This window comes from Kribbella sp. NBC_00709, assembly GCF_036226565.1.
Lineage (GTDB): Bacteria > Actinomycetota > Actinomycetes > Propionibacteriales > Kribbellaceae > Kribbella.
Map to the genome: position 1 here is coordinate 1617155 of NZ_CP108996.1, position 12143 is coordinate 1629297.

The 12143-nt window shown below is 67.9% G+C and carries 11 protein-coding genes; 6 read left to right on the plus strand and 5 right to left on the minus strand.

Translation table 11 applies throughout. The annotated features are described in order from the left end of the window. The first annotated feature begins 407 nt into the window (after window positions 1-407). Complete coding sequence (gene serC / locus OHA18_RS07885) at window positions 408-1532, plus strand: phosphoserine transaminase (protein ID WP_442914377.1); 1125 nt, start codon at window positions 408-410, stop codon at window positions 1530-1532. 66 nt (window positions 1533-1598) lie between these two features. Here serC and OHA18_RS07890 read toward each other — a convergent pair whose 3' ends face one another. The 4 genes from OHA18_RS07890 to OHA18_RS07905 all read right to left on the minus strand — a co-directional run bounded on the left by OHA18_RS07890 (window position 1599) and on the right by OHA18_RS07905 (window position 5598). After that, entirely contained in the window at window positions 1599-2576 is a 978-nt protein-coding gene (locus OHA18_RS07890; RefSeq protein ID WP_329003154.1) for a GNAT family N-acetyltransferase, read from the minus strand. A gap of 69 nt (window positions 2577-2645) precedes the next feature. Further along, a complete protein-coding gene (locus OHA18_RS07895) occupies window positions 2646-3746 on the minus strand; it encodes a hypothetical protein (RefSeq protein ID WP_329003155.1) in 1101 nt (366 codons plus the stop codon). After that, window positions 3743-5029: a class I SAM-dependent methyltransferase gene (locus OHA18_RS07900; RefSeq protein ID WP_329003156.1), complete on the minus strand. Its 1287-nt coding sequence runs from the start codon at window positions 5027-5029 to the stop codon at window positions 3743-3745. Before OHA18_RS07900 ends, OHA18_RS07895 begins: the two co-directional genes overlap by 4 nt. Window positions 5030-5232: 203 nt before the next feature. Then, the gene (locus OHA18_RS07905; protein ID WP_329003157.1) at window positions 5233-5598 is read right to left on the minus strand and encodes a hypothetical protein; all 366 of its coding nucleotides are present in this window, start codon (window positions 5596-5598) and stop codon (window positions 5233-5235) included. 192 nt (window positions 5599-5790) lie between these two features. On the opposite strand from OHA18_RS07905, the gene OHA18_RS07910 reads away from it, so the two are divergent. Beyond that, window positions 5791-6396, plus strand: a complete 606-nt coding sequence (locus tag OHA18_RS07910; RefSeq protein WP_329003158.1) for an ArsR/SmtB family transcription factor — start codon at window positions 5791-5793, stop codon at window positions 6394-6396. Window positions 6397-6401: 5 nt separating this feature from the next. Continuing rightward, on the plus strand, window positions 6402-7685 hold the full coding sequence (locus OHA18_RS07915; protein ID WP_329003160.1) for an MFS transporter: 1284 nt from the start codon (window positions 6402-6404) through the stop codon (window positions 7683-7685). Here OHA18_RS07915 and OHA18_RS07920 read toward each other — a convergent pair. After that, entirely contained in the window at window positions 7615-8718 is a 1104-nt protein-coding gene (locus tag OHA18_RS07920) for a hypothetical protein (RefSeq protein WP_329003162.1), read from the minus strand. The genes OHA18_RS07915 and OHA18_RS07920 overlap by 71 nt on opposite strands. Before the next feature lie 262 nt (window positions 8719-8980). On the opposite strand from OHA18_RS07920, the gene OHA18_RS07925 reads away from it, so the two are divergent. The 3 genes from OHA18_RS07925 to OHA18_RS07935 are packed head-to-tail and all read left to right on the plus strand — an operon-like array spanning window position 8981 to window position 12141. After that, window positions 8981-9952, plus strand: coding sequence for a carbohydrate ABC transporter permease (locus OHA18_RS07925; RefSeq protein WP_329003164.1), 972 nt, complete (start codon window positions 8981-8983; stop codon window positions 9950-9952). Continuing rightward, window positions 9952-10812, plus strand: coding sequence for a carbohydrate ABC transporter permease (locus OHA18_RS07930; protein ID WP_329003165.1), 861 nt, complete (start codon window positions 9952-9954; stop codon window positions 10810-10812). The genes OHA18_RS07925 and OHA18_RS07930 overlap by 1 nt, the downstream gene beginning before the upstream one ends. 18 nt (window positions 10813-10830) lie before the next feature. Further along, the gene (locus tag OHA18_RS07935; protein WP_329003166.1) at window positions 10831-12141 is read left to right on the plus strand and encodes an ABC transporter substrate-binding protein; all 1311 of its coding nucleotides are present in this window, start codon (window positions 10831-10833) and stop codon (window positions 12139-12141) included. Window positions 12142-12143 lie beyond the last annotated feature (2 nt).

Genomic DNA, 12143 nt, shown 5'->3' on the forward strand with positions numbered 1-12143 from the left:
CACCCAGTGCGGATAGGGGCGCGGGCCGGGTGGTGGGACCCCACCCTGCCTCGTGCGCACATGGTGGGTTCACCTACCGCGTGGTGGGTTCCCGCCCGGGAACACGGTGGGGGAACCCCCACTTCGGTGGGGGAACCCACCCAGTGCGGATAGGGGCGCGGGCCGGGTGGTGGGACCCCACCCTGCCTCGTGCGCACATGGTGGGTTCACCTACCGCGTGGTGGGTTCCCGCCCGGGAACACGGTGGGGGAACCCCCACTTCGGTGGGGGAACCCACCCAGTGCGGATAGGGGGCGCGGGCCGGGTGGTGGGACCCTGGGGTGGGGGTTGGGACGGGTGTGCGAGGATGGTGTGCGCTGACAGCGTCGTCGGCTTTCTGAAATGCAGACGACGAAGGGAACACGCTGGTGACCAGCGACATTCAGATTCCTGCTGAGCTCAAGCCTGCTGACGGCCGCTTCGGTTCGGGGCCGTCGAAGGTCCGTCCGGAAGCGATCGCCGCGCTGGCGACCGAGGGCGCGAAGCTGCTCGGTACCTCCCACCGCCAGGCCCCGGTGAAGAACCTGGTGAAGCGTGTCCAGGACGGCGTGGCCGAGCTCTTCCAGCTGCCCGAGGGCTACCAGGTCGTGCTCGGCAACGGTGGGTCCACGGCTTTCTGGGACATCGCGACGTTCGGGCTGATCCGGGAGAAGAGCCAGCACCTGAGCTTCGGTGAGTTCTCCTCGAAGTTCGCGAAGGCCGCTCAGCTCGCCCCGCACCTCGGCGACCCGACGATCGTGAAGTCCGACCCCGGCACCCGTCCGGTCGCGGTGGCCGAGGCCGGCGTCGACCTGTACGCGTGGCCGCACAACGAGACCTCCACCGGTGTGATGGCGCCGGTCAAGCGCGTCGAAGGCGCCGACGAGGGTGCGCTGGTCGCGATCGACGCCACCTCGGGTGCGGCCGGTCTGCCGGTCGACATCAACGAGGCCGACGTGTACTACTTCGCCCCGCAGAAGGGCTTCGCGTCCGACGGCGGCCTATGGATCGCCCTGATGAGCCCGGCGGCGCTCGCCCGGGTCGAGGAGATCGCCGCGACCGGCCGCTGGATCCCGGCGTTCCTGGACCTGGCGACCGCGGTCGACAACTCCAGCAAGAACCAGACGTACAACACGCCGTCGCTGGCCACGCTGTTCCTGATGGCGGAGCAGACCGACTGGATCAACAACCAGGGCGGTCTGGACTGGAGCGTCGCGCGTACGACGGACTCCAGCAACCGGCTGTACACGTGGGCCGAGAAGTCGGAGTACGCCACGCCGTACGTCGCCGACGCCGACGCCCGCTCGCTCGTTGTCGGCACCATCGACCTCGACGACGCGATCGACGCCGCCGCGGTCGCGAAAGTGCTGCGCGCCAACGGCATCGTCGACACCGAGCCGTACCGCAAGCTCGGTCGCAACCAGCTGCGGGTCGCCATGTTCCCGGCGGTCGACCCCGATGACGTCGAGAAGCTCACCCAGGCCATCGACTACGTGGTCGAGAACCTCAAGTAACCCGATCACCCGAACAGCCGCCGTACCCGACCGGGGTCCGGCGGCTGTTTCGTTCGCGGTGGACGCTCAGAAGTCGATGCGGAAGACGGCGCGGCGGTTGCCCGGTCGGCTCACCTCGGCGAAGCCGGCGTCGGCGAACATGGCGAGGGTGCCGACGGACCCGCCGTCGACGAAGTCCGGGTAGCCCTCGATCGCGCGGGCCCCGCGTTCGCGCGCGAAATCTACGGTGGCGCCAGCGAGAGCGCGGCCGATTCCCCGGCGCCGGTAGCCGGCGCGGGTGACGAAGCAGGTCACGGCCCAGACGGTGGCGTCGGTCCGGTCCTCGTTGCGGCCCAGCCAGGGCACACGGAAGTCGCGGAGCAGCCTCGGATGGTCCGCCCGCGGCGCGACGGCGCACCAGCCGACCGGCTCGCCATCGAGGTACGCAACGAGCCCACTCGTGACCTGCGCCGTGGTCCCCGCCGCCTTCTGGCCGGTCTTGCGCTGCCCGCAGGCCGTCTGGTCGCGGAGCCGGGCGGCCAGCTCCTCAGGACCCTCAGAACCCCACGACTCCTTGGGCAGCATCCGGTACCGCTGACACCAGCACCGCGCCGGATCACCGGCCGCAAAGACCGCCTGCAGGTCCTCCCACGCCGCCTCGTTGGCCGGCAGGATAGTCAACTGCTCGGCGGTGACCGGCTCCCGCGAACCCGCCGTACGGGGAACGGGAACCCGCTTGGCCGCAGCCTGATTCCGCGGCGTCTGCTTGCGGGTCGGCGCGTCGAACGTCAGCCGAAGCTCTACCTCGTCGCCCTCATCCAGTCCCGCGGGCTTGCGCACCGCATCTTTCAGCGGAACCACGTAGCCGCCGTCCTTCGACCACAGCGACGTCTTCCACTCGGTGCTGCCGAGGCGGGCGCGGATCGGCAACATCCCCCAGCTGTTGTACCCCGCGGCCGAGGCAGCTGCCTTCAGCGCGGCAGCATCCTGTTCCGGGACGGGGACGAAGTAGTACGGCGCCGGGCCGCGCCACTCGATGATCTCGCCGCTGAACTCGTGATCCATGGCCCGATGCTAGGCCCGGTTCCGGACGTACCGCTTCCGGATTCCTCGCCGGATTGGGCGCCCGCGGGGTCAGGCGTGGGGGCGGCGGTGGCCGGTGGGTTGGGATTGGCCGGTGAGGCGGTCGTTCTCGGCCTGGCGGTCCTGGCGCTCGCGGCGGCCCGGCGGGAACGTGACGATCGTGATGATGAGCGCGAACAGGCTGGCGCCGATGATGATCCAGCGCAGGTTGTGACTCTTCCCGGAGTCGGAGCTGCTGGAGTCGGACGTCGTCGCCGGCTTGGGTGTCGTGCTGGCGGACGGCGGAGTGGACACAACAGCCTTGGCAGGAGCCGTCAGTTGATAGACGGCCGAGTTGGCGCCTTCGCTGCCGACGAGAACGGTGTTGTCGGTGGGGCCCACCGCGACGGTCTCGCCTTGGCCCAGGACCGCGGCGCCGCGAGCGATCGCGGTCGGAGTGTCACCCCAGGCGACCGTTGCGACGTCGGTGTAGGTCCGCAGGATCACACGTTGACCGTCCGGCATGAACGTCCCGTCGGTGATGATCCCGGACGGCGCCGGAGCGAGCTTGGAGAGCTCGTTCGTGCCTTGGCGGGACGGGGCCGGCGGGGCGGCGTAGATCGAGCCGGTGCCCTTGAGCTCCTTCGTCACGATGTACAGCTGGCTGGTCCCCGGCTCGATCAGCAGCGTCTCGGCGTCGTGGGCGCCATCCGGATACTTGAAGTCGAACTGGTGGTACTTGAGGTCGGCGTCCTCGAGCGTCTCCGGCTCCTGGATCGTGTAGATCTCGATCTGCTCCCGGTCGGCCTTGTTGTCGCCGATGTCCGCGATGTAGATCGTGCCGTCCCGGTCCACCCCGAGCGCCTCGACGTCGGTCACCTTCGCGCCGAACCGCAGGACCGCTTGCACCTTGCCGGTGGTCGCGTCGATCGCGAACACCCGGCCGGTGTCGCCGGAGTCGTTCACCGTGTAGTACGTGCCGGAGTGCTTCACGCTCTTCGCCAGCCCGGAGGACTCCTTGATCCGGTCGTCGCGGATCGAGAACAGCTTCTTCGGAGCCGCCGGGGTCGGATCCGCAGCCACCGTCGCCGACGCCGTTGTGGGAAGCGCCACACCCGTCAGCGTGCAGAGCGTCGCGCCGAGCAGCGCGAACGCACTCCGGAGTCGCCTCACGAGACCACCCCAGCACCGGGGTTCCGCCCGCCGGGCGGCGTCTCGGAAGAAGCAGGCGTCTCGGGTGGGAGGAGGAGCTGGGCGAGCCGCGGGTTGACCTGCCACTCGGTGACCAGGGCCTGGTACTCGGCCTGCAGGTCGGCGGTCGGCTTGGCGCCGGTCCGCGCAGCGCGGAGCAGCAGATTGCGCGGCGTGTGCTGACTGTCCACGAACTGCACGACCTCCACCCGGTAACCGACCTGTCGCAGCACCGCCGCCCGCAGTGAATCCGTCAGGACGTCGGCAAACCGCTCACGAACGATGCCATATCGCGTCATCAACGCATAAGGCACCGGTGGTGTGACGCTCTTGAGCTGCTTTTGGATGTCGTGATGACAACATGGGGCCGCGAGCACCAGCGGAGCCTCCCAGCCGACCGCCCGCGCGAGCGCGTCGTCGGTCGCCGTGTCGCACGCGTGCAGCGCCAGTACGACGTCCGGCCGTACGTCGAGCTCGGCCGCTTCGATCGTCGCGTCGACGAACCGCAGGTGGTCCTGCCAGCCGAGCGCCTCGACCACCCGGGCGTTCCGCTTCCGGGCCGCCGGGTTGTGGTCGATACCGGTCATCCGGACGTCGTGCCCGGCCGCGGACAGCAGGTGGTACGCCGCCAGCGTGAGGTACGCGTTCCCGCAGCCGAGGTCCACCACCTGCAGCGGCCGGCCTCCCGCGATCCGCCCCGCCCCGATCGCCTCGTCGAGCGCAGGCGCAAGCAGCTTGCAGAACTCGTCGATCTGCTTGTACTTCGCCTGCCGCGACGGCTTCACCCGACCCTGGTGGTCGCTGATGCCGAGCTCGATCAGGAACGGCGCGCCCGGATCGAGCACCCGCTGCTTCACCCGGTCGTGGCCGGTCTCCTGCTCCCGGCTGTCGTCCTGCCGGTGCAGCAGCTCCTTGCCCTTCTTGGTGTAGCGCAGCCGCAAGGTCTCGCTCGTCGTCTCCACGTGCCACGACCCGTACGGCTCGCCGAGGAGCTCGTCGACCGCCTTCGCCGCGTCGGCCTCGGCGACGTTCCGCGTGTGGGCCTGCCGCTCGTCGAACTCGGTGATCTGCAGGTGCCGCTGCCTCTTCAGATCGACATACCGCACCTCGACCCTCAGGTACGTCGGCGCCTCGAGACCGCGCCGCCGCCCGGAGGCCAGCGCCCGCACCAGACCACTCCGGTCCAGCAAGGCAGCACGGACCACCTCCAGCGCGCCGACCTCCGCCGACCGCGCCGGCTCGTCCGCCCGCACCACTGGTTGCATCGCGCCATTGTCTCCGACCCCCACCCCCGATCTCAAAAGGGTCTCGGAAACCCACCGTCGCACCCCCGAACTCCCCGTACATTTCCTCCCCGGACACCCCGTGGTCGACAGCCGTCAGGCTCCTGCGGACCGACGGAGCGGACGTGCTGCGCCGACGCACTGATGAAGCCTGAGAGACCGACAGGCGGGGCGACTTCGTCGACTCATTCGAGTTTTTGGTCGTCGTCCAGGAGGCCTAGGGAGCGGAGGCGGGTGGCTATGCCGCCTTCCTGGCGGCCGAGGGTGTCGACCAGTTCGTCCTTGGTGGCGCCTTTGTTGAACATCTCGATCAGGGTCTGCTCGTCTTCGGGGGTCCACTGGCGGAAGGCGTTCGGGTGGTTCTTGCGGGCGCGCTCGATCCGGCGGGTCATCGAGCGCACGTTGAGCAGCTCGAGCGAGCGGATCCGGGCCTGGCGGTGCCGGCCGACCTCCTCGCCCTCGCGCCAGAACACCACCGCCCCGTCGTCGAACGTCATCAGGTCGGCGGGGACGTCGCAGTAGTCGGCGTCCTCGAGCATCACGCGCATCATTGCTGGTTCTCTCCATTCACGGCTGGCTGCGTGGTCGACAGAGAAGATGCCGCGATCCCGCCCGCCCGGACGCACCGATCCGCAACCTGTGGACAAACCAAGCACTCCGCCTGGCGATCACTCGCGGCCAATCGCACAACTTCTTTGCAAAATCTCTTTGCAAAGAGTCTTTGCAGTCCTATGCTCGACGCCATGAGCGACGAGAACGAGCCCCCGGAGCCGCCCCGGACAGTCCGGCTGGACCGGCACCTGGTGCGAGCACTGGCCCACCCGATGCGGACCCGCATCCTCGGCCTGCTGCGGGTCTACGGCCCGCAGACCGCCACCAGCCTGGCGGCCCGGCTCTCCGTGAACACCGGAGCGACCAGCTACCACCTGCGGCAGCTTGCCGACGCCGGGCTGGTGCTGGAGGACGACAGCCGCGGCAACGCGCGCGACCGCTGGTGGAAGGCGGCCCACCAAGGCACCGAGTTCAACAAGGCCGAACTGCTCGAGCAGGAGCCCGAGCTCGCACTGGGCTTCCTGCACGGCATCGGGCAGACGTACGCCGAGAACATCTTCGGCTACATCGACGCGATGCAGACCATGCCGGAGGACTGGCGCGACGCCAGCCTGCTCGCGGACTACTTCTTCCACCTGCGAGCCGACCAGCTCGACGCGATGATGCACGAGGTCATGGCGGTGCTGGACAAGTACAAGACAGCCGACCTGACCGCCCCGCTGCCGGAGGGCGCCGAGCAGGTCACGGTCCAGATCCAGGCCTTCCCGCGCGAGACGCGGCAGCGGGACGAGGAGTGAGGCAGATGGGCGACAAAGGAAACCGGGCGCCGCTGATCGCGTTCCTGGTGGCGAACGTGGTATCGATCTGCGGGACCCGCGTCAGCGCGATCGCGATCCCGTGGTTCGTGCTGATCACCACCGGCTCGCCGGTCAAGACCGGTCTGGTGGCGATGGCCGAGATGGCTCCACTGGTGCTGGTGAAGGCTGTCGGCGGACCGATGATCGACAAGGTCGGAGCACGCCGGATCAGCGTCGTCGCAGACACCGCGAGTACGGCGATTGTCGGCCTGGTGCCGCTGCTGCACATGCTCGGCCTGCTGCACTTTCCAGCGCTTCTCGTGCTGGTTGCGATCGCCGGCGCCTGCCGCGGACCAGGTGATTCCGCCAAGGAGACGCTCATCCCGGACATCGCCCGGGCGGCCAGAGTGCCGCTGGAGCGAGTGACAGGCCTGGAGAGTACGACGGAACGCCTGGCCGGCTTCTTCGCGTACGCACTGGCCGGCGGACTCATCACCCTGGTCGGCGCAGTCAACGCACTGTGGATCGACGCGGCATCGTTCGGCGTGTGCGCCCTACTCATCGCCCGCTGGATCCCCAAGTACACAAGGCAGGAGTCCACGGACGAGGTCGAGCAGGGCTACGGGCAAAGGCTGCTGGAGGGCTGGCACTTCCTCCGCACCGACAAGCTTCTGCTCCCGCTGGTCAGCATGATCGCGGTGACCAATCTGCTCGATGCTGCGACCAGCACAGTGCTGCTACCGGTCTGGATCAAGACTCACGGCTACGGCCCGGGCCACACCAGTCTGATCCTCACCGCGTTCGGTGTGACCGCCACCGCGTTCGCCTTGCTGGCGTCGGCCATCGGCGACCGGATCCCGCGCAAGCTGATTTTCACGCTGGCCTTCCTGATCGCCGGCGCCCCGCGCTTCGTCGCGATGGCGACCGACTCCCCGGTCTGGGTCCTGATGGCGGTGTACGCCGTAGCCGGTATCGGAGCCGGCTTCATCAACCCGGTGCTCGGCGCGATCCGCGTCGAACGGATCCCCAGCCACCTGCTCGGCCGAGTCAACTCGCTGTCGAACGCGGCCTGCTGGACCGGCGTACCGCTCGGTGGCGTGGTCGCCGGCGTGGGCATCGCAGCGATCGGCCTGGCGCCCGCGCTGCTCGCCGGGGGCGCGATCTACCTGATCGCGACCATGTCGCCGGTGCTGATCGGCCGGCACGAGAAGTGGAAAGCTACACCGGATCCGACGGGTCCGGCGGAAACGGCGGCTGATCCGGATCGGGTGGCAGTTGCAGCGTCCTAGCCCTCGTCGCGCTCTCGACCTCGCGCCGCATCCGGTCCCGCTCCGCTCGCAGCAGACCGAGCATCACCAGGTCCAGCAGCATCCCACCGGCAGCCGCAAACTGCGTGGCAGCGAACTGGAAGACCTGTGTCATCAGCAACGACACCAGAACCGCCAGCTCGAACAGCCGGACCGCCCTGGCCCGGTTGCCTTTCCGCAGCGTCAGAGCACCCCGCACCGTGAACGTTGCCGATAGCAAGCTCCCTGCAGTAACCCCCAGCACAGGAAGGTGATTCAGCCCATCACCGACGACGATCGCGATGACCAGCGCACCTACTACCTGCAGAGCCAGCACGGCAACCGCCACCCGCGGAGCCTTCGGGTGGGTAGCAAGTCGCTCGAACCCACGCTGCAGTGCCTGCCAGGCCGCGTCGACCGGAGCAGCCAGCTCGACCTCGTCGGCCGGACAGGCCGCCAGTAGCTCCCGTGTCTCGCGCCGGCCCTGCACCTGCTGGGGCACAGTGCGCAGCAGCTCCGACGCCTCCGCACGGCGCCGCCGGGACAGGCCGCCGGCGACACCCTCGACGGCGTGGTCGATGACGTTGGCCAGCTCCTCCCGCGGGTCGATCGGCCGCCGCGTGGTGAGGAACCGGAACCCCAGCACGATCAGGACGAAGACGACGTACACGATCGCCGCTGTCGGCTTGTAGAAGTAGTTGTTGTCCGAGGTGACGAACTTGCCCACCTCGTCGATGAACAGCCCGAACCCGATCCCGCCGACCGTCGCCGCGGCCGGCCGGACCACGGGTCCGACGTACCCGAGCAGCAGCGAGATCGCGATCAGCATCAGCAGGCCGCCGGGCAGCACGTGGGCGATGTGCAGACCCTTGCCGCCGATCTGCGGGTAGCCGCTCAGGCTCAGGATGAGCCGGGTCACCAGCACCGTCGCCACCCCGGACACCACGAACGTCGTCAGGTGCTCCCCGGACCGCACGTTGCGCACCAGCCCGGCCCGCATCAGGTACGACGACCGCGCGCCGGAGCTACTCGTCATTGGCGGGACGTTACCCCGTCCCGGGCCCCAGCTCACCCGAGCATCCGGCGGCCGGGCCGTTCACGCTTATGAATACGAATGCACTCCGGTATTGCGCATCGTCCGACGGCGTCCTAACCTCTCGCCTAGTGGAACCCCATTTCCACCAAGTGGTAACTCACGGACCGGCCGAAGTCCTGCCAGACCCCAGGTCTGACGACTTCGGCCGATTTTCCGGCCAGTTTCTACATCGGTGAAGAAGGACTCCTGAGAGGAGGCCACGATGAGCATGAGAACCGAGATCTCGGCTCCGGCGGGCCGCGAACCGACAGCTGACGGCCCTCCCGGCGGCACCCCGGCAGCGCCGCCCAGACCCAGGAAGCGCTCCGACCGGGTCGCCTATCTCTTCCTCGGCCCGTGGTTCGTGGGACTGCTGCTGCTCACCGCCGGACCACTGCTCGGATCCCTGTATCTGTCGTTCACCAAGTTCAACCTGCTGCAGCCACCCGCGTGGAACGGCTTCGGCAACTACGTCAAGATGTTCACCGACGACCCGCGCTACCTGCAGTCGTTGAAGGTCACCTTCATCTACGTCGCCCTGACCGTCCCGCTGCAGCTGGGCTTCGCACTGGCGGTCGCCGTCATGCTGAACCGCCCACTGCGCGGCATGGCGTGGTACCGGTCGATCTACTACATCCCCTCCCTGCTCGGCGGCAGCGTCGCGATCGCGGTGATCTGGGGCCAGCTGTTCGACGACGACGGCGTCCTGAACGCGTTCCTCGCGTTCTTCGGCGTCGGCGGCCGCAGCTGGATCTCCAACCCCGACACCGCGCTCTACACGCTCGTACTACTGAACATCTGGCAGTTCGGCTCGCCGATGGTGATCTTCCTGGCCGGACTCAAACAGATCCCGCAGGAGTTGTACGACGCGGCGTCGGTCGACGGGGCGAATCCCTGGCGGCGGTTCTGGTCGGTCACCGTGCCGCTGCTGACGCCCATCATCTTCTTCAATGTCGTGCTGCAGATCATCCAGGCGTTCCAGGCCTTCACTCCGGCGTACGTCGTGAGCGGAGGCAGCGGTGGTCCGTCGGACTCGACGTTGTTCTACACGCTGTACCTGTACCAGCAGGGTTTCACGAACCTGAACATGGGCTACGCGTCCGCGATGGCGTGGGTGCTGCTGCTGATCATCGCCACCTTCACGCTGATCAACTTCGGGCTCGCCCGCCGCTGGGTCTACTACGAGGACCGCTGATGACGACTCTCCAGCACCTTCCCGCAGATCGCCGGCGCGGACGCAGGTGGCTGACCCACCTCGCGCTGATCGCCGGCACCCTGGTGATGGTCTATCCGCTGCTCTGGATGGTCGGCGGATCCTTCAAGAGCGAACAGGACATCTTCTCCCAGCTCAACCCGTTCCCCAGTTCGCTGGACCCCCGCAACTACATCGCCGGCTGGACCGCGACGGATCCGACCTTCACCCGGTTCTACATCAACTCACTGCTGATCGCCGTACTCGCGGTGGCCGGGAACGTGATCGCCTGCACGCTCACGGCGTACGCGTTCGCCCGGCTGGAGTTCCGCGGCAAGAAGGTGTTCTTCGGCATCATGCTCGGCTCGATCATGCTGCCGGCGCACGCGCTGCTGATCCCGCAGTACGTGCTGTTCTTCCACCTCGGCTGGGTGAACACCTATCTCCCGCTGGTGGTGCCGAAGTTCCTGGCCACCGACGCGTTCTTCATCTTCTTGATGGTCCAGTTCATCCGGACGATCCCGCGCACGCTGGACGAGGCCGCGATGATCGACGGCTGCGGCAAGGTCCGCATCTTCAGCCGGATCATCCTGCCGCTGACCGGGCCGGTGCTGATCACCACCATGATCTTCACGTTCATCTGGACGTACAACGACTTCTTCGCCCAGCTGATCTACCTGTCCTATCCCAGCAGCGAGACCGTACCCGTCGCCCTGCGGCGGTTCGTCGACGCGACCGGCGACTCGTCATACGGGCAACTGCTGGCCATGTCGGTGCTGTCGCTGATGCCGACCTTCATCGTCTTCCTCCTCGCCCAGCGCCGGATCGTCGAGGGCATCGCCACGACCGGCCTCAAGGGCTAGCCCGAAAGGACCCCTGTCATGACCACACCTCTCAACCGGCGGCGCTTCCTGCAGGCCGGACTCGCGGCCGGCGTACTCGCACCCCTGCTGTCGGCCTGCAACCTCGACCCCGCGGCCAAGGAGGCGAAGAACTCGGTCCGGTTCAGCAGCTACGGCGACCCGACCAAGCTCGGGCTGCGCAGCAAGCTCGCGGACCAGTACACCTCGAGCCATCCGGACGTGAAGATGGTCTTCGAGGGCACCGCGACCGCGGAGTACTGGGACAAGCTCGCCACCCAGATGGCCGGCGGCAACGCCCCGGACGTGATCAACATCGACATCGCCCGGATCGGCCAGTACGGCGCGGCCGGTGCACTGCAGTCGTTGCAGAAGTACATCCCTGACACCATCGACACCAAGCCGTTCGACAAGAACCTGCTCAGCCAGGGCCAGTTGAAGGGCGAGCAGTTCGGCATCCCGGTCGCGATGGGCGCCTACAGCATGGGGTACGACGTGACCGTGCTCGACAAGCTCGGTCTGGAGCACCCGAAGGAGACCTGGACCTGGTCCGACTTCGCGACCCTGGCCAACGAGATCCGGCAGAAGTCCGGCAAGAAGATCTACGGCGCGGAGGACCCCAGTGGGGACACGGCCTCGTTGCAGATCTTCCTGCGGGGCAAGGGCGAAGACCTGTACAAGGACGGCGCGCTCGCGTTCACCGAGGCCTCGCTGACCGAGTGGTTCGAGTACTGGGCCGCGCTGCGGGCGACCGGTGGCACGATCCCCGCCGACATCGCGGCCCAGGCCAAGTACGGTGACTGGCCGACCAGCCCACTGGTCAAGAAGCAGGCCGCGCTCGCGCACATCCACACGCCCAACCTCAAGGGCGGTTTCCAGGACCTGACCAAGAACACCATCGACATCACCCTGCCGCCGCGGAACACGAAGGACGGCAAGTGCGGGACCTTCCCGGCGCCGAGCAGCTACCTGTCGCTGAACGCCAAGAGCCAGCGCGCGGACGACGCTGCCGGGTTCATCAACTGGTTCGCCAACGGGGAGGAGGCCGCGAAGACCTTGCGGCTGATCAGCGGCCCGCCCGCCTCGGCCGCCGGCCGGGACGTACTGCTGAAGGGCAGCGACCTGTCGGCCAGCGAGAAGCAGGTGCTGGCCTACACCGACCTGGCGCTGAAGAACGCCTTCGCCCCGCCGCAGGCCAGCCCGGCCGCGTCGACCGCCGTCGGCGACCTGTTGCTGAAGACCAGCCAGGACATCGCTTTCGGGAAGATCTCGATCAAGCAGGGCGTACCGAAGTTCATCGCCGGCGCCACCAAGACCCTCGACGGCAAGTGATC